The organism is Actinomadura sp. NPDC023710, assembly GCF_040639875.1.
Classification (GTDB): Bacteria; Actinomycetota; Actinomycetes; order Streptosporangiales; family Streptosporangiaceae; genus Spirillospora; species Spirillospora citrea.
Genome location: NZ_JBFAGB010000019.1, coordinates 51,873 through 76,610, shown reverse-complemented (window position 1 = coordinate 76,610; position 24,738 = coordinate 51,873). Strand labels below are relative to the sequence as shown.

Below are 24,738 nucleotides of genomic sequence, written 5' to 3'. Positions count from 1 at the left end.
ACCCGACCGCGCCGTAAGAGAATCACTGACGTTGGGCGACAAAACATTAACCCGGCATGGCTGGTCGCCCACCCTCCCGATGATTACTCTGCGCACGGAGGATCATGCCCCCGATGGGAAAGGAACACGGAGCGTCACCATGGCGACCATGGAGCGGGGCAACACGCAGAATGCCAGGGCGCGACCCGAGTCAGAGGAGGCGCGTGAGAACGATGACCGGACACCGGTGAAGGAGCGGCTGGAGGGGAGCGCCGCCGCGGCGATGCTCGACGATCCCAAGATCCGCCGCTGGGCGTACCGGATCGGCGCGGCCGTCGTCGCCGGCGCCGCCGCGCTGTTGCTGACGAGCTGGCGGCTCGGCCTGACCGTCGCGGTGCTCGTCGTCATCGGCGACTACGTGCGGCAGTCCCGCAGGAGCTCCACCGTGACCGCCTGGCAGAAGTCGTCGGCCGCGGAACGGCGCACCGAGAAGCAGCTGAAGTCCCTGCGGCGCAACGGATACCTCGTGCTGCACGCGCGGGCCGTCCCCCGCGACGACGAGGGCGTCAGCGACGGGCGGATCGACCACCTGGTCATCGGGCCGAGCGGCGTCTACGCCATCGACTCGGAGAAGTGGGACAAGCGCCTCCCCGTGCGCACCATGTCCCACCTCAAGCTCTTCCACGGCCCCTTCAACAAGAAGGACCGGCTGGACGAGGCGCGCTGGGAGGCCCAGATGGCGAGCATCATCCTCGCCGAGCGGGTCGGCTTCGACGTGCCGGTGCAGCCGTCCGTGGCGATCTACGGCCCGTCCATCCCGTGGAAGGTCATGCGGGTGCGGGACGTCGACGTCTACGCGGGCAACCGGGCTCGCTCGTACCTGCGCCGCCGCCCGAAGATCCTCACCGAGGGCGACGTCCAGCGCATCTTCCAGGCGGCCGAGGACGCCCTGCCGCCGAAGTACCCCGACTGAGGCCGAGGGCGGCCCCGCTTCCCGGGGCGGCCCGCCGTAAAGCCGGGACACCGCCGTCCCGGCTTTTTTCCTGCCCTCCGGCGGTTGGTAGCATCGGAGGCCACGGCCGGCCCGGGCGCGAACCTCCGCCGAGCCGGCGGCAGCGCCGCGACCCGCCGCTGCGCGTCACACCTTCCAGGCGACCCGCCCGCCCACGCCGAACCATGCGCGGCCCGTCGTCCCCGCACGCCACAGGTTTGGAGAGGTCGAAATGCCACCGCTCAGGTCACGCACGGTCACCCATGGCAGGAACATGGCGGGCGCCCGCGCGCTCATGCGGGCCAGCGGCGTCCAACGCGAGGACTTCGGCAAGCCGATCGTCGCGGTGGCCAACAGCTTCACCCAGTTCGTGCCCGGCCACGTCCACCTGGACGAGGTCGGCAAGGTCGTCGCCGGCGCCGTCCGGGAGGCCGGCGGCGTGCCCCGCGAGTTCAACACCATCGCCGTCGACGACGGCATCGCGATGGGCCACGACGGCATGCTGTACTCGCTGCCGTCCCGCGAGGTGATCGCCGACGCGATCGAGTACATGGTCAACGCGCACTGCGCCGACGCCCTGGTCTGCGTCTCCAACTGCGACAAGATCACCCCGGGGATGCTGCTGGCCGCGCTGCGCCTGAACATCCCGACCGTGTTCGTCTCCGGCGGGCCGATGGAGGCCGGCAAGCCCGTCGAGGGCGTCATGGGCGGCAACAAGCTCGACCTGATCGACCCGATCATCGCCTCCGCCGACTCCTCCCTGTCGGAGGACAAGCTGCTGGAGATGGAGGAGAGCGCCTGCCCGACCTGCGGGTCGTGCTCGGGCATGTTCACCGCCAACTCGATGAACTGCCTCACCGAGGCGATCGGGCTGGCGCTGCCCGGCAACGGCACCGTCCTCGCCACCCACACCGCCCGCCGCCGCCTCTACGAGGACGCCGGCCGCACCGTGGTCGAGGTCGCCAAGCGGTACTACGAGGGCGACGACGCGTCCGTCCTGCCGCTGAGCATCGCCACCCGCGAGGCGTTCGAGAACGCCATGGTCCTCGACGTCGCGATGGGCGGGTCCACCAACACGATCCTGCACCTGCTCGCCGCCGCCACCGAGGGCGGCGTCGACTTCGGGCTCGCCGACATCGACGCGGTGTCCCGCCGCGTCCCGTGCATCTGCAAGCTGGCCCCCGCCACCGCCAAGTACCACGTCGAGGACTGCCACCGCGCGGGCGGCGTCCCGGCCCTGCTGGGCGAACTGAACCGCGCCGGCCTGCTGAACGCGTCGGCGCATTCGGTCCACTCCGCCTCCCTCGACGAGTTCCTCGCCCGATGGGACGTCCGCTCCCCCGACGTCCTGCCCGAGGCCGTCGAGATGTTCCACGCGGCGCCCGGCGGCGTCCGCAGCACCTCGGCGTTCTCGCAGAGCGCCCGCTGGGAGTCGCTCGACCTCGACCGCGAGAACGGCTGCATCCGCTCCGCCGAGCACGCCTACACCGCCGACGGCGGCCTCGCCGTCCTGCGCGGCAACATCGCCCCCGACGGCGCGATCGTCAAGACCGCCGGGGTGGACGAGGAGCTGTGGACCTTCACCGGCCCCGCCGTCGTCTTCGAGTCGCAGGACCAGGCCGTCGAGGGCATCCTCGGCGGGAAGGTCAAGGCCGGCGACGTCGTCGTGATCCGCTACGAGGGCCCGAAGGGCGGGCCCGGCATGCAGGAGATGCTGTACCCGACGAGCTTCCTCAAGGGCCGCGGGCTCGGCAAGGCGTGCGCGCTGATCACCGACGGCCGGTTCTCCGGCGGCACGTCCGGGCTGTCCATCGGGCACGCCTCCCCCGAGGCCGCGGGCGGCGGGATCATCGCCCTCGTCGAGGACGGCGACCGCGTCGTGATCGACATCCCCCACCGCACGCTGGAGCTGGACGTCCCGGCCGACGAGCTGGAGATCCGCCGCGAGAAGCTGCTCGCCGACCTCGGCGGCTACCGGCCCCGCGACCGCCACCGCCCGGTCAGCGCCGCCCTGCGCGCCTACGCCGCGATGGCCACGTCGGCCTCGACCGGTGCCGCGCGCGACGTCTCCCAGCTCGACCGTCTGAACGGCTGAGCATTACCCGGCGGGTCATCGCCTCCATTCCCCGTCCGGGGCAGAGTGGTGGGTGCCGGGCCGACCAGCCCGGCCCCACCGCTGAAGGAGCTCTCGATGACCGCCTACGCCCTCGCCCACCTGTTCCCCGAGCCGCCGCTGCACGACGACGTCTTCGTCTACATGGAGCGCATCCAGGAGACCATGGACCCGTTCGGCGGCCGCTTCATCGTGCACGCCGCCCACACCGAGGTGATCGAAGGCCCGTTCGAGGGCGGCTACGTCATCATCGAGTTCCCCGACATGGACGAGGCACGCGCCTGGTACGCCTCGGACGCCTACCAGGCGATCCTGGCGATGCGCACCGACAACATCCCCGGAACCACCGTGCTGCTCCAGGGCACCCCGCCGAACTACGACGCGGCCGCCACCGGCAGGGCGTTGCGCGCGGCCCAGGCCGGCTGACCGGTCAGGAGCAGCATCCTCCGCCGCAGCAGCCTCCGCCCGCGCTCGGCGGGGGCTGGGGCGCCCCGCCGCGGGACGTGCCGGTGACGGCGACGGTGGACAGGAGCTTGACGGTGTCGTCGTGGCCGTCCGGGCACGGGGCCGGGTCGGAAGCATTGATCATCGGGCGGGAGACCTCGAAGGTCGACCCGCACGCGCGGCAGCGGTAGTCATAGCGAGGCACGCCCCCAGGATACGCGCGTCAGGCGGCGGGCTCGGTGACATAGGGGGCCCACTGGGGATCGCCGTCGTGGACGAGGCCGATGAGCCGCCAGTGCGCGCCCCTCGGAACGGCCGGGGTGACGCTGAGCGTCCAGCCCAGCTCCGACAGCAGGCGGTCGGCCTTGCCGTGGTTGCACGCCATGCAGGAGGCCACGCAGTTCTCCCAGACGTGCTTGCCGCCGCGGCTGCGCGGATGGACGTGGTCGATCGTCTCGGCGCGGCGGCCGCAGTAGACGCAGCGGAAGTTGTCGCGGCGCATCAGTGCCGCGCGGGTCAGGGGCACGCGGGTGCGGAACGGGATGCGGACGTAGCGGCGGAGCCGGATGACGGACGGCACCTCGACCGTCATCGTCGCCGCGTGGAGCACGGCACCCGAGGTGTCGTGATGGACGATCTCCGCCTTCTCGCGGAGCACGAGGCAGACCGCTCTCCGCAGAGGCAGCGTGGTGAGGGGTTCGTACGTCGCGTTCAGGAGGAGGACCTGTCGCATCAGACGCCCTCCAACGGGCCGTGCTGTCCGTTCGCCCCGGTGGTCACGGCGCAGCGCGCCTCCCACCGAGGCCCGGTTATCGTTTCCGGCACCTGCGCACTCGCCATGAGGACCTCCCCAGGGGCGAACCGACCAGAATCAGTGTGGCGTCTGAGGGAGGTCGTCCGCTACCCCAATAATCCCCAGCCGCACACTGCTCGAACACGGAACCCGCGGGGAGTACTGGGACGGGCAGCGCTTAACGGCCAATAAAGTGCATCCATGACGCCGTATCCGTCCGCGCAGCGCGAGGACATCGTCGAGGACATCCACGGCCACCGGGTCGCCGACCCCTACCGCTGGCTGGAGGATCCCGACAGCGCCGAGACCGGCGAGTGGCGCTCCGCGCAGGACCGGCTCTTCCACAAGGTCATGGAAACCCTTCCCGGCCGGGACGCGCTGCGGGCACGCCTGCTCGATCTGCTCGGCGCGGGAAGCGTCGGGGCCCCGGTGTGGCGGGGCGAGCGGCGCTTCTTCACCCGCCGCTCCGCCGACCAGGAGCACCCGGTGCTCTACACCGCGGACCCGGACGGGTCCGAACGCGTCCTCGTCGACCCGACGGCCCTCGACCCCGCCGGGACGACGACGCTGGACGGCTGGCAGCCCGACAAGGAGGGACGCCTCCTGGCGTACAAGGTGTCGACCGGCGGCGACGAGGAGTCGCTGCTGTACGTCATCGACGTCGCGACGGGCGACCGCGTGGAGGGGCCGATCGACCGGGCCCGGTACTCCTCGGTGGCCTGGCTGCCGGGCGGCGAGGCGTACTACTACACGCGCCGGCTCCCCGCGCGGGACGTCCCGGAGGGCGAGGAGCAGTACCACCGGCGCGTCTACCTGCACCGCGTCGGCACCGAACCCGACACCGACGACGTGCTGGTCTTCGGCGCGGGCCGGGACAAGACCAACTACTACGGCGTCGGCGTCAGCCGCGACGGCCGCTGGCTCACGATCTCCGCGTCGCAGGGCACCGCGCCCCGCAACGACCTGTGGATCGCCGACCTGACCGCGTCCGCCCCCGAGGCGCCCGCGCTGCGCGCCGTGCAGGAGGGCGTCGACGCCTCCACCGGCGTCCACGTGGGCCGCGACGGCCGCGCCTACGTCTTCACCGACCGCGACGCGCCCCGGTCCCGCCTGTGCGTCGCCGACCCGTCCGACCTCTCCTACGGGACCTGGCGGGACCTCCTCCCCCAGGACCCCGAGGCCGTGCTCACCGACTTCGCGATTCTGGACGACCTGGAGCGCCCGGTCCTGCTCGCCGGCTGGACGCGCCACGCGATCAGCGAGATCACCGTGCACGACCTGGCGTCCGGGGAGCGGCTCAGCGCCGTCCCGACCCCCGGTCTCGGTTCCATCGGCGGCATCGTCGAGCGGCCCGAAGGCGGGCACGAGGCCTGGTTCGGCTACACCGACAACGTGACCCCCTCGTCGATCCTGCGCTACGACGCGCGCACCGGGGAGACGACGCTGTGGGCGTCCGCGCCGGGGACGGTCGACGTCCCCGAGATCGAGACGCGCCAGGTCGTCTACACCTCCCGGGACGGGACCGAGGTGCGCATGCTCGTCGCGTCCCGTCCGGGCCTGACCGGACCGCGCCCCGCGATCCTCTACGGGTACGGCGGGTTCACCATCTCCCTCACCCCGTCCTACTCGGCGAGCATCCTCGCGTGGGTCGAAGCGGGCGGCGTCTACGCGGTCGCCAACCTGCGCGGCGGCTCCGAGGAGGGCGAGCAGTGGCACCGCGCCGGCATGCGGGACCGCAAGCAGAACGTCTTCGACGACTTCCACGCCGCCGCCGAGAAGCTGATCGCGGACGGCCTCACCACGCCGTCCCAGCTCGCGATCTCCGGCGGCTCCAACGGCGGGCTCCTGGTCGGCGCGGCCCTCACCCAGCGCCCCGACCTGTACCGGGCTGTGGTGTGCTCCGCGCCGCTCCTGGACATGGTCCGCTACGAGCGGTTCGGCCTCGGCCAGACGTGGAACGACGAGTACGGGACGGCCGACGACCCCGAGGAGTTCGGCTGGCTCATCGGCTACTCGCCGTACCACCACGTCCACCCCGGCACCGCCTATCCGGCCGTCCTGTTCACGACGTTCGGCAGCGACACCCGCGTGGACCCGCTGCACGCCCGCAAGATGTGCGCCGCCCTCCAGCACGCGACCGCCTCCGAAGCCCCGGTCCTCCTCCGCGACGAGCCCGAGGTAGGCCACGCCGCCCGCTCGGTCACGCGCTCCGCCGACCTCACGGCGGACACCCTCACGTTCCTGGCGGCACAGACCGGGCTCGCCCTGAGCGACGAATTGACGCATGGTCTAATAGTTGGATGAGCAAGACGCTGCGCGATCCGGCTGAACGGGCGCTGGAGCTGCTTCGCGAGCCGCCGGGCGAGCCCGACGTGTCCGCCGGGTACCTCGACCTGCTCGGGGCGGCCGCGAAGTCGCCCTCCCTCGCCCAGTCGGTGATGGAGTCGACGTTCCTCCCGCGGATCTACGAGAAGGTGTGGCGGCCCGTCGGCTTCAACCTGGCGAAGGGCTGGCCACTCGGTCCGGACTCCGCCGAAGAGCACGCCATGGCGCGCGACTGGCTCGGCCTGTCACAACCCGGCTACGCCGCCCGGCCGCCCGCGACCGTCCTGGACGTGGCGTGCGGCCCCGGCAACGTCACCCGCGCCCTCGCCGCCGGCGTCGGCCCGGCGGGCCTGGTCGTCGGCCTCGACGCGTCCGAGACCATGCTGAGCCGCGCCGTCGCCGACACCGCCCCCGGCGACCCCGTGACCTACGTCCGCGGCGACGCCGTCGACCTGCCGTTCCGCGACGGCGCGTTCGACGCCGTCAGCTGCTTCGGCGCCCTCTACCTCTTCGACGACCCCTGGACGGCCCTGGACGGCATGACCCGCGTCCTCAGACCCGGCGGGCACCTGATCATCCTCACGTCCCGGCGCCCGCTCCCCACCCCCCGCCTCGGCGCCGAACTCCTCCGCCGCGCCACCGGCTTCACCGCCTTCGGCGACCGCGAGGTCACCCGCGCCCTCACCGACCGCGGCTACACCGCCGTCCGCCAACGCCGCTACCCCCTCATGCAGGTCATCGCCGGTAGGTGTTCCTGAACCAGTGCCCTCCTCCTTCGGGCCTGGCGGCCCTCCATCGTCGAAAAACGCGGGCGATCGCCGGCATCGCTCCGACTCGCCTTGCGGCTCGCTTCGCGATCAGGTTCTCGCACGCTCGAACCTGCCTTCGGACGCGATCGCGACCCTTGAGGCTGTTGCGGGGTGCGGTGGCTGAGGTCCCTGACCCTGGCAGCTTCGCTAGGACTCACTCGAAGATCGCGCTACGCTTCCAAAGCAACACGCACGGCCAACCGTGCCCATGAGCGACCCCCTCCTGGGGTTGGGAAGCCTCCAGGAGGGGGTTGGGGCGTGCGGTGTTTGTTTGCAGTGCCCTCCTCCTTCGGGCCCGGAGGGCCCTCCATCGTCGGGAACTGCGGCGATCGCCGGCATCGCTCCGACTCGCCTTGCGGCTCGCTTCGCGATCAGGTTCTCGCAAGCTCGAACCTGCCTTCGGACGCGATCGCGAGAGTGGGGGTCGTTGCGGGGTTGCTCTGGGGCTGAGGTTGTTGGCGTAGACAGGTTCCACAGGCGGAGCGGCTCGCTGCGGGAGCAGGTTCTCGCTTCGCTCGAAACTGCTTCGGACGCGATCGCGAAAGTAGGGGTCGTTGCGGGTTGCCCTGGGACTGGGGTTGTCGACGTGGGCAGGTTCCCTAGTCGGGGCGGCTCGCTGTCCGAACTGGTTCTTGCACCCTCGAAACTGCCTTCGGACGCGATCGCCAGGATGAGGGTGTTGCGGGGGTGCTCTGGGGCTGGGGTTGTTGTTGGCGGGTTTCGCGGGGTGGGGGCGGTCGGCCGCCACTGCGGGGCATGTCGAGGTCGGCTACGCCTGGAGCGTGCGGGCTCTGGCCTGCTGTCGCAGTGCTCTCCTCCGTTGGCTCGGAGGAGGGCACTGCGGCGGCGCGGTTCAGCGCAGCGGTTTTTCTATGTAGATGTTGACTATGCCGCCGATGGACTCGCGGCGGGTCTCCGTCCAGCCGAAGTTGCGGTAGAGGGCCAGGGCGGGGGTCTGGCGTTCGGTGGTGTCGGCGCGCAGTATGCGGTAGCCGTACTCTGCCGCGCGTTCCTCCAGGGCCTGGACCAGCGCTGTGCCGTAGCCGCGTCGCTGGACCGCCGGCAGGACGCGCAGGCGCACCATCTCGGCGGTGTCGAGGGTCGGGTTGCCGGGGGCGTAGCCGCCGAAGGCGCGGGCGTGGCCGCCGGGGATGAGGTCGGCTCGGCGCAGGCCGCCCATCGCGACTATCCGGCGGTCGAGTTCGCCGACGAGGAACTCACCGTTGTTGCGGAGATAGATGTCCTCCATACGGAAGAAGTCGTGGTCGTAGTAGACGCCGTCGCCGGGGCGCAGGCCGACCTGGGCCAGGCCCTCCTGGTGCAGGGCCAGGACGACGCCGTGGTCGGCCGCGTGGTACCGGCGGATCTGCAGGTCGCCGTAGCGCCATTCGGGGGGATCGTCCTTGAGCCGGACGAGCGTGGGGTGGCCTTGCCAGGAGGCGTTGTCGGTGCTCATCCCGGTCAGACCTGTTCCCCCGGGCGTACGGCGGCGGGCGGATCTTGCGTGGGGCTCTTGACCGAGGGGCCGGAGAGGGCCTCGTAGAAGTCCTTCAGCTCCGGGATCTGGCCGTGCTTGGTCGCGACCGCCGCGCCGATCTGCCGGGCGCGGTGCACGAGGATGTCGGAACGATGGTCGGCGGGCAGGTCGTAGATGGCCTCCCGGCCGGCCGTCAGCGCGGCCTCGGGGTGGCCGGCGTGCAGCTTGCACATCGCCCGGTCGAGCCGCACCAGGGTCAGGTCGACGCGGTCGGTGGGCGAGTACAGGGTGAGGGCGTGGCTGAGCACCTCGTCGCCCTGCCTGTGGTCGCCGAGGTTGGTGAACGTGTCGCCCTCGTAGAAGGCCATCTGCCGGTCGGTGAACCCGAACACCAGGTCGGAGGTGTCGGTCTTGGAGAGCTGGTCGAAGACGGAGCGGCCGCGCACGAGCGCGCGGCGGGCGCTCGGGGCGGCGTCCCCGCGGCCGCGCATCGCCAGCATGCCGAGCGCGCGCGCCTCCACGGCGGGGGCCATGGCGGCGGCGACGCCGGGGGTCCGGCCGGCGAGGTCCTGCGCCTTGCGCGCCAGGTGCAGCGCCTCGCGCGGGTCGCCGTAGTACATCGGAACGAGGGACTCGCGGACGGTCACCCAGGCGCGTAACTGCCGGTCGCCGGTCTCGTCGGCGGCGGTCCGCGCGGTCCGGAAGAACGAGCGGGCCAGCCGGTGGTCCCCCAGGTTGATCATGATGAGCCCGGACAGCCCGGACAGCTGCGCGGCGATCCGGCACAGGCGTTCCTGCAGCTCGACCGGCTGGCGCTTGTCGCACATGCGCCGCACCTCGCTGAAGTCGAGCAGCACGTCGCAGAGCATCCGGAGCGACGGGGTCGCCTGGTACTGCCGGCCGTAGCCGTAGGTCGTCTCCTCCCACTGGTCGAGCATGGTCGGCGAGACGGTCGCGCCGACGAGTGTGTCGTCCATCTTGCGGCGCAGGTTGTCGACGGCCCCAAGGAACTGACCGTCGAGCGCCACGCCCGCTCCGGCCAGCAACTGCAGAAGGGTCCTACGAAGCACGATGTCCTCCTCTCCCACATCAATGGTCAGGGGGCCGTCGGCGCGGTCATGGCCCCGCAGGTCGTTGACGGTCGCCCAGGGGCGCTCCTCGCTCCTGGGCACGATCGCCCCGACGATCGCGTCGGGGTCGGGCACCGGACGCTGGTCCGGCACGCGCGGCTGCGGAACGCTCCCGGCGCCCGCACGGGTCGCGTGTCCGCGGCCGCAGATACAGGGACTCTGGTAGTCGAGGGCGTCGGGCTCCACCCGGTAGACGGCGCACAAGTAGTGCAGGTACTCCGGGCCGGGACGCTTGTACCCGCTCTCGTAGGCGGACAGCAGCGTCTCCCCGAGCCGCGGCAGCGGTTTGCCGTCGACCTCGTAGAGCGCCTTGACCTGCGCCACGATGTCGGACAGCGCGACGCCGTGGGCCAGCCGGTGCGCCTTGATCCGGCTGGTCCCGAACAGCGGCCCGCACTGCTCGTGGATCTCCTGCGCGATCGCCACCGGACCCCGTCCTCGCGCCAGGGCGTGCGCACGGATCCGGCGAGCCACCTCCGTCTCTCTCCGAGGGGGGTCCGACACCCGGCCTCCTCCCGTCGGGCCGGAACGCCGTCCCCCAGGGGGTTGGCGGTCGTCCCCGCCACGGCGACCGGTCGTTTGGCCACGACAGATGATTGCTTGCGCACGCAGCGTAATCCTCGCCACAGCCCCCGCCAAGCGATTCCGGCGAAGTGATGGCGGCCGGGAGGCACCCCGCACCCCGTGGGTAGAGATTTTTCCTCCGGGGGGAGGAGGACTTCTCCTGAGGTGGGGGAATCCGGTTCTTCGGCCCCTGGCCGCCCCCTTGACCGGTCAGTGTGAGAGTTGGAAATCTCTCGTGTTGTGATCGAGCGAATCCGGAGAGTCGATCATCCGGTCGACCGGGCACTGGGCCCGCGGGCGTTTCGCCCGCCTAGGGAGGGGGTGCGAAGGTGGTCAGCGACAGACGCGTCGGCTACCTCGAAGAGCTGGAGCATGAACTGGACACGCGGGGCCTCGTCGCGCGGGTCGTCAGGACCCGCTCGGGGCCGGCCTTCCTGAGGGTGGTGAACCCCGAGGCAGCGAGCCTCGCGGAGGACGTCACCTGCGCGCCGGCCCCCGAGACCAAGGACCACTACTTCTGGTGGTCGTGGGGCGAGCGCATGCACCGCGTCGACGACGTCGGCGGCGCGGCCCTCAAGCTGGCGCACGTCCTCCAGCCGCTCGCCGCGAGGTGAGCGGACGCTCCACGGGCCCCTGAGCCCCTATCCGAGCTCCATCACAGACTCGGGCGCCCGCCGAACGGGCGCCCGGCGAGACCGGGCGTGTCCCGCGGGGCCGCGGCGAAGGGCGCGGCAGCCGCGGACCACGCGGGGCACGTTCGCCCGGCAGACCCCCTCCCCGGCCAGTCCCCGCCACCAGCCCCGGCGTTCGTATGAACCGGTCGGAACCGTCCCCTACGATCGGGCTCGTACCGCCGCCGGTCCACGGCGAGGTGGCGAGGAACCGCAATGGCCGGGGAGGGTCTGCCACACCATGTCTCTGTTCGCGTCGATCAGCGTGCCGCTCGCCGTCTCGCCGGTCGCCAAGCCGTTCCTGCCCTGGGCCGAGAACGGCACCCCGGAGGCGGCCTGCAAGAACACGGACCCCAGCGTCTCGTGCCGGCTGGTCTGGAACGTCTCGAAGAACACCGACTTCACCCGGTTCTGGGCCACCTGGCTGGACAAGCCGCTGAGCACGCTGCTGTGGATCATCGTGACCTTCGTGGTGGCGCTGATCGTGAAGAACATCGCGCACCGGATGATCACCAAGATCACGTTGCGGATGGCCGAGGGCACGATGTCGGAGAAGGTCCGGGACCGGTCCCGGACGGTCTTCGAGGGCAGCCCCGCCCTCCTCAACAGGCGGCGCGCCCAGCGGGCCCAGACGCTCGGCTCGGTGCTGCGCTCCATCGCGTCCATCATCATCATGGGGACGGCCGCGTTCAGCATCCTCGGCTCTCTCGGCCTCAACCTCGCGCCCATCCTGGCCAGCGCCAGCGTCATCGGCGTCGCGGTCGGCTTCGGCGCGCAGAACATCGTCAAGGACTTCCTCGCCGGGCTGTTCATGCTCCTGGAGGACCAGTACGGCGTCGGGGACGTCATCGACGTGGGCAGCGCCAAGGGGACGGTCGAGGCCGTCACCCTGCGGGTCACCCGCATGCGGGACGTCGACGGCGTCGTCTGGTACGTCCCGAACGGCGAGATCAAGAAGGTCGGGAACGAGTCGCAGAACTGGGGTCGCGCCGTCCTGGACATCCCGGTCGACATCAACGAGGACACCGAGAAGGTCAAGGAGATCCTGCAGACCACCGCCGACCAACTGGTCGCGGACGCGCCCTGGAGCGACATCGTCCTGGAGCAGCCCTCGGTGTGGGGCGTGCAGGCCCTCGCGGGCGACGCCATCGTGATCCGCGTCGTGCTGAAGACGGTGCCGGGCAGGCAGGGCGACATCGCCCGCGAGCTGCGCGAACGCGTCAAGCGGGCGTTCGACGAGGCGGGCGTCACCGTCGCCACCCCCGCGCCCTAGCCCGCCTCCCGAGTGGATCAAGGTGAGGAAGGGGACGTGTCTCACATAGGGTGGGGGCGCTATGGCTGAACAGGTGACCTTCTACGAAGCGGTCGGCGGCGAGGAGACCTTCCACCGGCTGGTCCACCGCTTCTACCAGGGGGTCGCGGACGACCCCGACCTCCGCGCCCTCTACCCCGAGGAGGACCTCGGTCCGGCCGAGGAGAGGCTGCGCCTCTTCCTGATCCAGTACTGGGGCGGCCCCAACACCTACAGCATGCAGCGCGGGCATCCGAGGCTGCGGATGCGTCACGTGCCCTTCGTCATCGGCGCGGCCGAGCGGGACGCGTGGCTGCGGCACATGCGCGTCGCGGTGGACGAGCTCGGCCTTCCCGAGGATCTGGAGAGGCAGCTCTGGGCCTACTTCACGATGGCGGCGCAGAGCATGGTGAACGCCCCTACGTGAGCGGGTAGAGGGCCCCGTATGACACGAACCCCTTGGTGGCGCAACGCCGTCGTGTACGAGGTCTACGTCCGCAGCTTCGCCGATGCCGACGGGAACGGCGAAGGCGACCTCCAGGGGATCCGGTCCCGGCTCGGCCACCTGCGCGATCTCGGTGTGGACGCGCTGTGGCTCACCCCCTTCTACACCTCCCCGCTCGCGGACGGCGGCTACGACGTGGCCGACTACCGCGACGTCGACCCCCGGTTCGGCACGCTGGACGACTTCGACGCCCTCGTCGCGGACGTGCACGCCCACGGGATGCGACTGATCGTCGACATCGTCCCGAACCACTCCTCCGACCGGCATCGCTGGTTCCGGGAGGCGCTCGCGGCGCCTCCCGGGTCACCCGTGCGCTCCCGCTACATCTTCCGGTCCGGCAAGCCAGGGGAGCGTCCCGGCGAGGACCGCCCGCCGAACGACTGGCCGTCGGCGTTCGGCGGCCCCGCCTGGACGCGGCTGGACGACGGCGAGTGGTACCTGCACCTGTACGCGCCCGAGCAGCCCGACCTCAACTGGCGCAACCCCGACGTGCGGCACGAGTTCGAGGACATCCTGCGGTTCTGGCTCGACCGCGGCGTGGACGGCTTCCGCATCGACGTCGCCGCCGGCCTGTTCAAGGACGAGTCGTTCCGCGACCTCCACGGCCAGGACCGGCGCATGCCGAACGGCCCCGTGTACAGCCGGCCCGAAGTCCACGACGTCTACCGGAGGTGGCGCCAGATCCTCGACGAGTACGACGGCGACCGCATGGCCATAGGCGAGGTGTGGACGGACGGCCCGGAAGACCTCGCGCTGTACCTGCGGCCAGACGAGCTGCACCAGGTCTTCCAGTTCGACCTGCAAACGGCCCCGTGGTCGGCCATGGCTTTCCGCGAAGTGATCGACGGCGCGCTGAAGGCCGTCGCTCCCATGGGCGCCGCTCCGACGTGGGTGCTGTCGAGCCACGACTCCGTCCGCCACGTCACCCGTTATGAGCAGCAGGGGGTCTTCCAGGGCATCGGACACGCCCGGGCCAAGGCCGCGTTACTGCTGCTCTTGGCGCTTCCTGGGTCGGCCTACCTGTACCAGGGCGAGGAACTGGGGCTGCCCGAGGTGACCGATCTGCCGGACGACGCCCGGCAGGACCCCATCTTCAAGCGCACGAACGGGCAGAGCGCGGGACGGGACGGCTGCCGGGTGCCGCTGCCTTGGTCGGGCCGCGCCGAACCCTACGGCTTCTCCCCCGACGGCGTCCGGCCGTGGCTGCCGATGCCGGAGCGGTGGGCGTCCTTGGTCGCTGAGGCGCAGGCGTCCGACCCGTCCTCCATGCTGAGCTGGTACCGCGAGGCGCTCGCGCTGCGCCGCCGCCTGCACGGCGACCTCCCGGAAGACCTGGAGTGGATCGACTCCCCCGAGACCGCCCTCTTCTTCCGGCGCGGTTCCCTGGTCCTCGCCCTCAACTGCGGCGAGAACCCTGTGCGCCTCCCTGCGGGCACCCCGCTCCTGACCAGCACGCCCCTCTACGGCGAGTTGCTTCCCGGCAACACCGCCGCCTGGCTGAGCGTCCCCTGAACGCGCGACGCGGTGTGCCGGTCCGTGCGAGGGGCAACGCACGGACCGGCACACCGCGGTACTTCGCTGGAAGGGTGCCTCCGGCTACAGCGGCGGGCGCTGAAGCTGGAGCGGGTCGTCGGCCATGGGGGCCGACTTGAGGGTCTGCATGCCGGTCCCGACGCCCGCCCAGCGCTTGACGTCGGCGGTCGCCTTGGTCTGCTCGTCACCGGGCAGCTTGGCGATGAGCCGGCCGCTGTGGTTCATCCCCGGGGCGACGTAGACGGCCGAGTCGCGGCTGCCGTGCCCGAGGCGGAACGGCTCGGAGCCCCACGGGTCGTTGGCGCCGTACAGGAACAGCATGTGCTCGGCGTTCCCGCGCACCCAGCGATCGATGTCGTGCATGGCGCGGCCGTTGTCGAACCGCATGGGGATGTCACGCGGAACGTAGGTGCGCGGCTGGTAGCTGTCCTCGTACCGCAGCAGCGGCCGCAGGTGCTTGAACTTCGGCGTCGGCCAGCCCAGCTGCGTCCCCGCCTGGTAGTAGTACGGGATGTACGGGGCGAGGCCCTGGTCGCTGTAGAACGACAGGCCCGAGATGTTGTCGAGCGTCTGGTAGATCTCGTCGTCCGAGGCGTTCACCGCGGGCAGCGACGCGCAGTCGGACTGCAGGCTGTACTGCCAGAAGCCCCACTCGTAGTCCATCACCGAGTTCTCGAACGCGCGGTCCTGGCTGCGCAGGATGCTGAACGTCCAGCCGTTCTCGTCGGCGGCGGCCTTGAAGCGCTTGAGCATCGCGGGGCGGCGCTTGAGGAACTCGCGCGCCAGCGCCTTGACGTGGGTGCGGCACTCGGGGTCGGAGCCGACGGTCTGGAAGAACTTGTCGTAGGCGCGGTCGTCGTTGTTGTTGACGTCGTTCGGCGCCACGTACACGACGCTGCCGTCGACGTCACGCGGGTAGAACCGCTTGTGGTAGACGGCCGTCATGCCGCCCTTGCTGGCCCCCGTCGAGATCCACTTGCCCTGGTAGATCGTCTTCATGGCGCCGATCAGCCGGTGCTCGTCGGTGGCCGCCTGCCAGATCGTGTCCTTCTTCCAGTCCGTCGGCTCCGGACGGGACGGGGTGAAGTAGCGGTATTCGACCGAGATCTGGTTGCCGTCGACCAGTGCCGTCGGCTCGGAGGTGAACATCGTCTCCGGCGTGTTGTACCCGCTGGTGTAGAGCACCATGGGACGGTCCGCCGACTTGTGCTGCAACATGATGCGCTGCTCGAACCACTGCCCCCGCGGGTTGCGGTGGTCGACCGGCTGCCTGTACTCCAACCAGAACCAGCGGTAGCCGGGCAAGGTGGACTGTTTCTCCGTCACCTGCATGCCGGGGATCGCCTTCAGCTGGGCGAGGATGTCGCCCGCCTGGGCGGCGCCGGCCTTCACCGTGCCCGCCTGGGCCGGACCCGCGGCCTGCGCCGCGGTGGCGCCCGCCCCGGTCATGCCCGCGGCGAGCAGCAGTGCCATGGCTCCTCGTGAGACGCGCCGCATTGTGCCCCTTTCACGTGGGTTCTCCACATTCGCGTCGCGACCCTAGAGGGAGAAGCCCGGCCAAAACGGATTGCTGTTGGGCTTGTTACCTATCCGTGACGGGTCGGTTGTCACCCGATCAGACCGGAAATCAAGCCCAGGAGGGGCGGAACCGTGATCAGGCAGGCAATGGCGCTCACGCTGGAGGAACGTAGACCCGCCGGGTGAACCTCGATCACGTCCGAAACGGCGCACAGCCGCGGCCAGAGATCAGACCCGGGAAATGTCGGCCGGGTCCGGGAGCGGCGATCGGGTCAGGATGGGTGAGACGGGGGTCAGGTGGGAGGGGCGGGGGTGAAGCCGTCGTCCCAGGGGGCCAGGCGTTCGAAGAACCGCTCGTCGTGCCAGCGTCCGTCCAGGTGGATGTGGCGGCGGGCCGTCCCCACAAGCGTGAAGCCGTTGCGTTCGAGCACGCGCTGGGACGCGAGGTTGTCGACTCTCGTGAACGCTTCGACGCGGTGCAGGCGGAGCGCACCGAACGCCACGTCCAGGGCCTGCCTGACCGCCTCGGTGGCGACGCCCCTGCCCGCGTGCGCGCGCGCCACCCAGTAGCCGACGAAGCAGCTCTGGAGGGGCCCGCGCAGGATGTTGTTGAGCGTGATGCGCCCGGCGACCTCGCCGTCGACGAGGATGACGCCCGGCCACATCTCCTGCGCCGCGTACGCCTCGACCAGCTCGCGCAGGTTGTCGCGCTGGCCGTCGACGGTGAAGTACGCCTCGCCCCGTTCCGGTTCCCAGGGACGCAGGTAGGCGCGGTTCTCCCGGTACAGCGCCGCGAGCGCCACCGCGTCCGCCATCTGGACGGCGCGCAGGCGCACCCCCGCTCGACGGCCGTCGAGCGCGGGCGAAGGGCCGGCGAGCGCCGTCATGCGCGGGGCACCACGTACCGCCCGATGAACTCCCGTTCCTCCGGGGTGAAGCGGCGCAGGCGGTTCGCCTCCACGTCGAACGCGACGAGGGTCGAGGTCGCCGCGGCGTACACGTGGTCGTCGTCCCGCACCTCGTAGGCCAGCTTGAACGACGCGGCGCGGGCCTCGGTCACCCACGTCTCCACCCGGATCGGGTAGACGGTCGGCAGCAGCGGGTGCCGGTAGTCGATCTCGTGCCGGGAGATCACCATGCCGCGGACGGGCTGCTCCCCCTTGCGCACCGGGTCGCCGTGGAACATCTCCAGCCGCGCGTCCTCCAGGTAACCGAGGAACTTGACGTTGTTCACGTGTCCCTGGGAGTCGATGTCGCCGAATCGGATCTTGAACTCGTAGACGTGGCGGTACTCGGCCGCGGGCAACTGCTGCATGTCCTCGCCTGGGTGCGGGGGAACCTGGGTGGTCGGCCCGATGCTACCCGGAGCGGGTCGAGTCCCTGACAAGGCAGGGGCGCTTCGGGTCGAACCGCCAGTCCGGGATCAGGTACCTCATCGCGGCGGCGTCGTCGCGGTCCCCCAGTCCGTACCGGACGTAGAGGTCGTGCGCCTCCTCGACGCGCTGTTCGTCGAGGTCGACGCCGAGTCCCGGGCCCTCGGGCAGCGCGATCGCGCCGTCCGCGATCCGCGGCGGGTCGGTCGTGAGGCGCTGGCCGTCCTGCCAGATCCAGTGCGTGTCGATCGCGGTGATCTCGCCGGGCGCGGCCGCGGCGACGTGGGTGAACATCGCCAGGGACACGTCGAAGTGGTTGTTGGAGTGCGAGCCCCAGGTCAGCCCCCACGCCTCGCAGAGCTGCGCGACCCGCACCGAGCCGCGCATCGTCCAGAAGTGCGGGTCGGCGAGGGGGATGTCCACCGCGTCCAGCCGGATCGCGTGGCCGAGCTGCCGCCAGTCGACCGCGATCATGTTCGTGGCGGTGCGCAGGCCGGTGGCGCGGCGGAACTCGGCCATCGTCTCCCGGCCCGAGTAGCCGTCCTCGGCGCCGCACGGGTCCTCGGCGTAGGCGAGGACGTCCCGCAGCCCGGTGCCGATCCGGACGGCCTCCTCCAGCGACCAGGCGCCGTTCGGGTCCAGGTTGACGCGGGCGCCGGGGAACCGCTCGGCGAGCGCCCGCACGGCCCGCGCCTCCTCCGCGCCGCGCAGGACGCCGCCCTTGAGCTTGAAGTCGGCGAACCCGTAGCGCTCGCGCGCGGCCTCCGCCTGCCGGACGATCGCCTCGGACGTCAGCGCCTCCTCGCACCGCACCCGCAGCCAGCCGTCCGCTCCGTCCGGTGGTGCTTCGTACGGAAGGTCCGTTCTGTTGCGGTCGCCGACGTAGAAGAGGTAGCCGAGCACCGGGACCGTGCGGCGCTGGACGCCGTCGCCGAGCAGCGCCGCCACCGGCACGCCGAGGAACCGCCCCATCAGGTCGAGCAGGGCCGCCTCGATCGCGCTCAGCGCGTGCACGGTGATCCTGGTGTCGTGCGTGAGCGGGCCGCGTCCGCCCGCGTCCAGGTGGCCGAACGTCGCGCGGACGGCGTTGAGGATCTCGTCCGAGCGCCCGATGGGCTTGCCGACGACCAGCGCGCGGGCGTCCTCCAGCGTCCGCCGGATGCCCTCGCCGCCCGGTACCTCCCCGACGCCCGTACTGCCGGACGAGTCGGTCAGCAGCACCAGGTTCCGCGTGAAGAACGGCCCGTGGGCGCCGCCCAGGTTGAGCAGCATGCTGTCGCGTCCGGCGACCGGCACGACCCGCATCCCGGTGACCACCGGCGTGCTCACCGCGGTACCCCCTGGTAGGCGATCGGCCGCTGGAACCGCTCGACGGCGAGGCTCCCGACGGACGTCGCCCGCGCGTCGGACGTCGCCGGATACGGTCCGCCGTGCACCATGGCGCGCCCGACCCGGACGCCGGTGGGCCACCCTCCCCACAGGATCCGTCCGGCGAGCCGCTCCAGGACGGGCAGCAGCCGCGCCGCCGCCTCACCCCGTCCGTGGATCGTCGCGGTCAGCTGGCCCTCCAGGCCGCGGGCCAGCCCGATGACCTCGTCGAGGTCGGCACAGCGGACGACGAGCGAGCAGGCGCCGAAGATCTCGTCCTGGAGGTCGGGCCCGAAGTCCCCGGCGTCCACGGCCGCGAGGGCGGCCCGGCATCCGGCGACCGCGTCCGGCTCCCGGCCGCGCGCGAGGATCTCCACGCCGGGACGCCTTCCGAGCTTGTCGACCCCTTCGGCGTAGGCGCGGGCCAGGCTTCGGGTGAGCATGGGGGCCCCGGGGTCGGCCTCGATCGCCGTCGCCGCCGCGTCCAGGAAGGCGTCGAGACCGGGTCCCCTGATCGCGAAGACGAGGCCCGGGTTCGTGCAGAACTGCCCGGCCCCGAGGGTCACCGACCCGGCGTATTCCTCCGCCAGCCCGGCGGCGCGCTCCGCCAGCGCGTCGGGCAGCAGGAAGACCGGGTTGACGCTGCTCATCTCCGCGTAGACGGGGATCGGCCGCGGCCGGGCCGCCGCCGCGCCCGCGATCGCCAGGCCCGCCTTCCGCGATCCGGTGAACCCGACCGCCTGGACTCGCGCGTCGGTGACGAGCGCGGTGCCGAGCGTCGGCCCGTCGCCGTACAGCATCGAGAAGACGCCCTCGGGCAGCTCCGCCTCCCGGACGGCCTCCACGACGGCCCGTCCGGCCAGCTCGCACGTGCCGGGGTGGGCGTCGTGCGCCTTGACGATCACCGGGCAGCCCGCCGCGAGCGCGGCGGCGGTGTCGCCGCCCGCCACCGAGAACGCCAGCGGGAAGTTGCTGGCACCGAAGACCGCGACGGGCCCGAACGGCACCCGGCCCTGCCGGATCTCGGGCGCGCCCTCGCACGCCGGGTCGACGCTCGTCGCCGTCCCGCCCGCGAGATCGGCGCCCTCCGGCGGGTTCGAGCCGTGGCGCGCGGTGCTGCCGGCTGTCGCCGTCGCGCGCAGGTCGGATGCGAACAGGCGCAGCTGCCCCGACGTCCGCGCGACCTCGCCGGTCAGCCGGGCGGCGGGGAGGCCGGTCTCGGACGCGGCGCGCCGGACGAGATCGGCGGCCTGCGCGTCGAGCCTCCCGGCGATCCCGTCGAGCAACGCGGCGCGTTCCTCGGGACTCGTCGCGCGGTAGCCGTCGAACGCCTCCTCCGCGAGGCCGCAGGCCCGGTCCACCTCGGCGTCGCCGCCGTAGCGGTATTCCGGTTCGAGACGTTCCCCGGTACGGGGATCGACGGCGGTGATCGCCCTCCCCGTCCCGGTGACGCGCTCGAACCCGATCAGCATCTGCCCGGTGAGCTGCGCCAACGTCCCCGGTCCTCCTCGGTTGGACGGAATGCCTGAACCGGACGATAGGAGACGCGATCGATACCTGTCCAACACGAAGAACGCATCGTTCGATGCTCCGCGCGTATCACCGGCCGCGCCGGGAACGCGAACGGCCGCGCGATCGGGATCGCGCGGCCGTTCGGGGGCGACCGGAGTCAGTCGCGCTTCAGCCTGCGGTGGGTGACCCGGTGCGGGCGGGCCGCGTCGGCGCCCAGCCGCTCGATCTTGTTCTTCTCGTAGTCGGCGAAGTTGCCCTCGAACCAGAACCAGTTCGAGCCCTCCTCCCACGCGAGGATGTGCGTGGCGATGCGGTCCAGGAACCACCGGTCGTGCGAGGTGATCACGGCGCACCCGGGGAACTCCAGGAGGGCGTTCTCCAGGCTGGACAGGGTCTCGGTGTCCAGGTCGTTGGTGGGCTCGTCCAGCAGCAGGACGTTGCCGCCCTGCTTGAGCGTCAGCGCCAGGTTGAGCCGGTTGCGCTCGCCGCCGGACAGGACGCCGGCGGGCTTCTGCTGGTCGGGGCCCTTGAACCCGAACGCCGCGACGTACGCGCGGGACGGCATCTCGACCTGGCCGACGTTGATGTGGTCCAGGCCGTCGGAGACGACCTCCCACACCGTCTTCTTCGGGTCGATGCCGCCGCGGCCCTGGTCGACGTAGGAGACCTTGACGGTCTCGCCGACACGCAGGTCTCCCGCGTCCGGCTGCTCCTCCCCGACGACCATGCGGAAGAGCGTGGTCTTGCCGACGCCGTTCGGGCCGATGACGCCGACGATCCCGTTCGGAGGCAGGTTGAATGACAGGTCGTCCATCAGGAGCCGGTCGCCGAAGCCCTTGGTCAGCTTGTCGGAGATGATCACCGTCTGGCCGAGGCGCGGGCCCGGCGGGATCTGGATCTCCTCGAAGTCCAGCTTGCGGTGCTTGGCGGCCTCGGCCGCCATCTCCTCGTACCGCTCAAGGCGGGCCTTGCTCTTGGTCTGGCGCGCCTTCGGGTTCGACCGCACCCACTCCAGCTCGTCCTCGAGGCGCTTCTTGCGCTTGGCGTCCTTGTTGCCCTCGACCTTGAGCCGGTCGGCCTTCTTCTCCAGGTAGACGGAGTAGTTGCCCTCGTAGGGGTAGCAGCGGCCCCGGTCCAGCTCCAGGATCCAGGTGGCCACGTTGTCGAGGAAGTACCGGTCGTGCGTGACGGCCAGGACGGTGCCCTCGTACTTGGCGAGGAACTGCTCCAGCCACTGGACGCTCTCGGCGTCGAGGTGGTTGGTGGGCTCGTCCAGGAGCAGCAGGTCGGGCGCCTCCAGCAGCAGCTTGCACAGCGCGACGCGCCGGCGCTCGCCACCCGACAGCTTCGACACCTCGGCGTCGCCGGGCGGGCAGCGCAGCGCGTCCATCGCCTGGTCGAGCTGGCTGTCGAGGTCCCACGCGTTGCGATGGTCGAGCTGCTCCTGCAGCTTGCCCATCTCCTCCATCAGCGCTTCGGAGTAGTCCGTCGCCATCTGCTCGGCGATCTCGTTGAACCGGTCGAGCATCGCCTTGGTCTCGGCGACGCCCTCCTGGACGTTCCCGAGGACGTCCTTCTCCTCGTTCAGCGGCGGCTCCTGCTGCAACATGCCCACGGTGAACCCGGGCATGAGGCGCGCGTCGCCGTTCGAAGGCTGTTCCAGACCGGCCATCATGCGCAGCAGCGTCGACTTACCGGTGCCGTTGGGCCCCAGGACGCCGATCTTCGCGCCCGGAAGGAAATGCAGGGTGACGTCGTCAAGGACGACCTTGTCGCCATGTGCCTTGCGCACACGCTGCATCGTGTAGATGTACTCGGCCATATCCTCAAGACTAGGGGGTCCTGGAACCTGTTTATCGCGTTGGCGCCTCAGTTGCCGGACGGCTTGGGGCCCTCCAGAGCGGGGAGGCACACCCGGTCGCGTCCCGAGGACTTCGCCCGGTAGAGCGCCAGGTCGGCCGCCGTCATGAGTTCCAGGAGGTCCTGGCCGTGCGTGCGGAACAGCGACACCCCCACGGAGACCGTGACCGTGACGGTTCCCTCCTCGGCGGGGACGGCGAGACGGCGCACCCGGCCGCGAAGGCGCTCGGCGACACGGCAGGCCTCCACGGTGTCGGCGCCCGGCAGCAGGACGACGAACTCCTCACCCCCGAAGCGGCCCACCACGTCGTAGTCGCGCAGCTGGTGGCACAGGGTGCTGGCCACCCCCACCAGCACCTGATCGCCGACCAGGTGGCCGTGCGTGTCGTTGACGCGCTTGAAGTGGTCGATGTCGATCAGGAGGAGCGCGACGGCGTCGTGGGTGCGCTGGGCCCGGGAGAGTTCGGTGTCGGCCTCGCGCTGCCACGCGGCGGCGTTCAGCAGGCCCGTCTTGGCGTCGGTGCGCGCGGCGGCCTGGAGCTGCTGGTGCATCAGGCTGCGCTGCAGGAGCATCACCGGCGGAAGGGCCAGCAGGAGCAGCCCCAGCGACAGGGCGCTCGTGATCGCCACCAGGATGCCGACGCAGAGCTCCACCGTGTCGAGCAGGAGGCTCTCGCGCGTCCACAGGACGTCCCGCCACCGGCTCTCGGGATCGGCGGCGTGCGCGGCGACCGCGACGATCGCCGCGTTCACCACCGTGAACAGCGCCGCGCAGCCGACGGCCGCCGGTATGCCCGGATAGCTCTCGACGACCCACCGCGGAGCCCCCTGCAGCGGATCGGCCACCACCCGGTGGAACACCACCGACGCGCACGCCCCGGCGATCCCGAGCGCGGCGGCGACGACCGCCCGCCTGTAGACCAGCGTCCGCCGGACGCGGAACTGCATCAGCGCCTGCATCGGCACGGGGATCAGCAGCGCGTACACCGGCGGCAGCAGTAGCGCGACCGGCAGCCACCAGGCCGACAGCAGGTCGCGCGCGACCCCCGCCGGCATCCCCAGCCTCCGCGTCGCCTCGACGCACACGGCGCCGCACGCCAGCAGGGCCGCGAAGGTCGTCAGGTCGTCGCCCCGGAACGGGGTCTCCACCAGCCCCGCGACGATGAGCCCCAGATGGACGGCGACGACCACCGGCACGTAGACCAGGAGCAGGGACGGACGCCCAAGTCGCGCCCTGCGCTGTGGCCTGCGGACCAGCTCCCCACCACGGTCCTCGGCGGACGACTGCACTGCCGTCATCCTTCCCCCTTACGCACATCACGTTGTGTAACACGATAGTTGCAACGTGTGCGGAACGGGCGTGAAACAGGTACGTTCGGGAACGCACAAGCGGGTGACCGTTCTGATCACCGGTATCCGGGCCCGCTGACAGGCGAAGCCCGACCATCCTGAGGGGGACCACCATGCGCGGCGTTTCCTGGATCTGACCAGCCAACAGCCACCGACACCGCGGGGGCACGCTCACCGCTCCCACGGACTACCTCCCCCCACTAAAAACTCTTTGCGCCCCACCCTCCAACCCGGCAATCCCCGGTCGCGCCCTGCCCGCTCTCCGGCCCTCGGACGCGCAATGGCCGCACCTGGCCGACAGCCGCAAGCTGGAGGCGGGCTGCTTCTGGGCGTCGTCCGGAGCGTGCGGAGCCTGCGCCCGATGACGCCCTGCCTCGTACAGACACGGGGTAGAGGGTGGCCGGACGCATGCCGCCCCACGGATGCCGACCCACGGGCACACCGCGACCAGCGGGCACACCACCAGCAGGCCGGCGGTGCGGGTCCCGGCCAGGCTGGGCCCGCACTCCGTGGCACGGTCGGCCGCGCCCTGCCGCTGCCCAGCCCGGCCAGACGGTCGAGCAGCTTCGTGACCAGGCCGATCTCTCGGCCATGGCCTGGACGGGTGAGGCGCCGGCGGGGTTCGGCTAAGCGGCTTTGGGTTCCTCTTCTTCCGCTTCTTCCGTGGGGGTGGTCAGAGCCCATTGGTCGGCGGCGTCGCGGGCGAGTTGGCGGTCTTCGTCGGTCAGGGGGCCGCTGCGTTGGGCGGGGCGGTAGTCGACGGTGCCGCGGGTCAGGTCGGGGCCCAGGGTGGTGGCCTCGACCTCGGCGGAGAAGCGCCACTGGTCGTCGCGTTCGTACTGGCGGATGCGCAGGCGGCCGGTGACCAGGATCGGCGTGCCGCGCTGGAGGTCGGACGCGTTGACGTTGTCGGCCAGGCCGCGCCAGCAGTTCACCGTGACGTACAGGGACTCGTCGTCCTGCCATTGGCCGGTCTGCCGGTCGAAGCGGCGGGGCGTGCAGCCCACCCGCAGCGACAGGAAGGGATGGCCGTTGGTCGTCACGGCATAGCGGGGCTCGGCCGCGACCCAGCCGGTGATGGTGACGTGCGCCTCGTTCATCGGGTCCTCCGTTGTCTCGCGTACGAGGACAA

20 protein-coding genes and 1 pseudogene are annotated in these 24,738 nt (G+C 71.2%); 9 read left to right on the top strand and 12 right to left on the bottom strand.

What is annotated here, in order from left to right:
- The first annotated feature begins 139 nt into the window (after positions 1-139).
- The 3 genes from AB0H37_RS22665 (at position 140) to AB0H37_RS22655 (ending at position 3,509) form a co-directional block, all read left to right on the top strand.
- Complete coding sequence (locus AB0H37_RS22665) at positions 140-952, top strand: nuclease-related domain-containing protein (protein WP_329087146.1); 813 nt, start codon at positions 140-142, stop codon at positions 950-952.
- 250 nt (positions 953-1,202) lie between these two features.
- On the top strand, positions 1,203-3,065 hold the full coding sequence (gene ilvD / locus AB0H37_RS22660; protein ID WP_360614916.1) for a dihydroxy-acid dehydratase: 1,863 nt from the start codon (positions 1,203-1,205) through the stop codon (positions 3,063-3,065).
- A 96-nt stretch (positions 3,066-3,161) separates the two neighbouring features.
- Positions 3,162-3,509, top strand: coding sequence for a DUF1330 domain-containing protein (locus AB0H37_RS22655; RefSeq protein WP_360614915.1), 348 nt, complete (start codon positions 3,162-3,164; stop codon positions 3,507-3,509).
- Positions 3,510-3,513: 4 nt separating this feature from the next.
- Here the strand turns inward: AB0H37_RS22655 and AB0H37_RS22650 are convergent, their stop codons facing one another.
- Positions 3,514-3,732: a zinc ribbon domain-containing protein gene (locus AB0H37_RS22650; protein ID WP_179836779.1), complete on the bottom strand. Its 219-nt coding sequence runs from the start codon at positions 3,730-3,732 to the stop codon at positions 3,514-3,516.
- A gap of 18 nt (positions 3,733-3,750) precedes the next feature.
- Positions 3,751-4,260, bottom strand: a complete 510-nt coding sequence (locus AB0H37_RS22645) for an HNH endonuclease (RefSeq protein ID WP_179836780.1) — start codon at positions 4,258-4,260, stop codon at positions 3,751-3,753.
- 261 nt (positions 4,261-4,521) lie between these two features.
- Here AB0H37_RS22645 and AB0H37_RS22640 point away from each other — a divergent pair, with 261 nt between their 5' ends.
- Entirely contained in the window at positions 4,522-6,624 is a 2,103-nt protein-coding gene (locus tag AB0H37_RS22640) for a prolyl oligopeptidase family serine peptidase (protein WP_360614912.1), read from the top strand.
- Positions 6,621-7,403, top strand: a complete 783-nt coding sequence (locus AB0H37_RS22635) for a methyltransferase domain-containing protein (RefSeq protein ID WP_360614910.1) — start codon at positions 6,621-6,623, stop codon at positions 7,401-7,403. Before AB0H37_RS22640 ends, AB0H37_RS22635 begins: the two co-directional genes overlap by 4 nt.
- Positions 7,404-8,307: 904 nt before the next feature.
- Here AB0H37_RS22635 and AB0H37_RS22630 read toward each other — a convergent pair.
- On the bottom strand, positions 8,308-8,910 hold the full coding sequence (locus AB0H37_RS22630) for a GNAT family N-acetyltransferase (protein ID WP_329087134.1): 603 nt from the start codon (positions 8,908-8,910) through the stop codon (positions 8,308-8,310).
- A gap of 5 nt (positions 8,911-8,915) precedes the next feature.
- On the bottom strand, positions 8,916-10,487 hold the full coding sequence (locus AB0H37_RS22625; RefSeq protein ID WP_179836785.1) for an XRE family transcriptional regulator: 1,572 nt from the start codon (positions 10,485-10,487) through the stop codon (positions 8,916-8,918).
- A gap of 467 nt (positions 10,488-10,954) precedes the next feature.
- Between AB0H37_RS22625 and AB0H37_RS22620 the strand changes: the two genes are divergently transcribed.
- The 4 genes and pseudogenes from AB0H37_RS22620 to AB0H37_RS22605 all read left to right on the top strand — a co-directional run bounded on the left by AB0H37_RS22620 (position 10,955) and on the right by AB0H37_RS22605 (position 14,604).
- Positions 10,955-11,239: a hypothetical protein gene (locus AB0H37_RS22620; RefSeq protein ID WP_179836786.1), complete on the top strand. Its 285-nt coding sequence runs from the start codon at positions 10,955-10,957 to the stop codon at positions 11,237-11,239.
- A 298-nt stretch (positions 11,240-11,537) separates the two neighbouring features.
- On the top strand, positions 11,538-12,569 hold the full coding sequence (locus tag AB0H37_RS22615) for a mechanosensitive ion channel family protein (protein WP_360614908.1): 1,032 nt from the start codon (positions 11,538-11,540) through the stop codon (positions 12,567-12,569).
- Positions 12,570-12,642: 73 nt separating this feature from the next.
- Positions 12,643-13,002 (top strand): annotated as a pseudogene (locus tag AB0H37_RS22610) (globin); the annotation flags it as partial.
- Between the two features lie 30 nt (positions 13,003-13,032).
- Positions 13,033-14,604, top strand: coding sequence for a glycoside hydrolase family 13 protein (locus tag AB0H37_RS22605; RefSeq protein ID WP_360614906.1), 1,572 nt, complete (start codon positions 13,033-13,035; stop codon positions 14,602-14,604).
- An 84-nt stretch (positions 14,605-14,688) separates the two neighbouring features.
- Here AB0H37_RS22605 and AB0H37_RS22600 read toward each other — a convergent pair whose 3' ends face one another.
- The 8 genes from AB0H37_RS22600 to AB0H37_RS22565 form a co-directional block, all read right to left on the bottom strand.
- A complete protein-coding gene (locus AB0H37_RS22600) occupies positions 14,689-16,098 on the bottom strand; it encodes a S28 family serine protease (RefSeq protein ID WP_360614904.1) in 1,410 nt (469 codons plus the stop codon).
- A 338-nt stretch (positions 16,099-16,436) separates the two neighbouring features.
- Positions 16,437-17,030, bottom strand: coding sequence for a GNAT family protein (locus tag AB0H37_RS22595; RefSeq protein ID WP_360614902.1), 594 nt, complete (start codon positions 17,028-17,030; stop codon positions 16,437-16,439).
- Positions 17,027-17,458 carry a thioesterase family protein gene (locus AB0H37_RS22590; protein ID WP_179836792.1) on the bottom strand — a complete coding sequence of 144 codons (432 nt, stop codon included), beginning with the start codon at positions 17,456-17,458 and terminating at the stop codon, positions 17,027-17,029. Before AB0H37_RS22590 ends, AB0H37_RS22595 begins: the two co-directional genes overlap by 4 nt.
- A 43-nt stretch (positions 17,459-17,501) precedes the next feature.
- The gene (locus AB0H37_RS22585) at positions 17,502-18,845 is read right to left on the bottom strand and encodes an enolase C-terminal domain-like protein (protein ID WP_360614900.1); all 1,344 of its coding nucleotides are present in this window, start codon (positions 18,843-18,845) and stop codon (positions 17,502-17,504) included.
- Positions 18,842-20,377 (bottom strand): aldehyde dehydrogenase (NADP(+)), encoded by a 1,536-nt coding sequence (locus tag AB0H37_RS22580; protein ID WP_360614899.1) that lies wholly within the window; start codon positions 20,375-20,377, stop codon positions 18,842-18,844. The genes AB0H37_RS22585 and AB0H37_RS22580 overlap by 4 nt, the downstream gene beginning before the upstream one ends.
- A 176-nt stretch (positions 20,378-20,553) precedes the next feature.
- Entirely contained in the window at positions 20,554-22,218 is a 1,665-nt protein-coding gene (gene ettA, locus AB0H37_RS22575; protein ID WP_179836793.1) for an energy-dependent translational throttle protein EttA, read from the bottom strand.
- A 47-nt stretch (positions 22,219-22,265) separates the two neighbouring features.
- The gene (locus AB0H37_RS22570; RefSeq protein ID WP_179836794.1) at positions 22,266-23,555 is read right to left on the bottom strand and encodes a GGDEF domain-containing protein; all 1,290 of its coding nucleotides are present in this window, start codon (positions 23,553-23,555) and stop codon (positions 22,266-22,268) included.
- A gap of 677 nt (positions 23,556-24,232) precedes the next feature.
- Positions 24,233-24,706: a single-stranded DNA-binding protein gene (locus AB0H37_RS22565; RefSeq protein WP_329087114.1), complete on the bottom strand. Its 474-nt coding sequence runs from the start codon at positions 24,704-24,706 to the stop codon at positions 24,233-24,235.
- Positions 24,707-24,738: the final 32 nt, after the last annotated feature.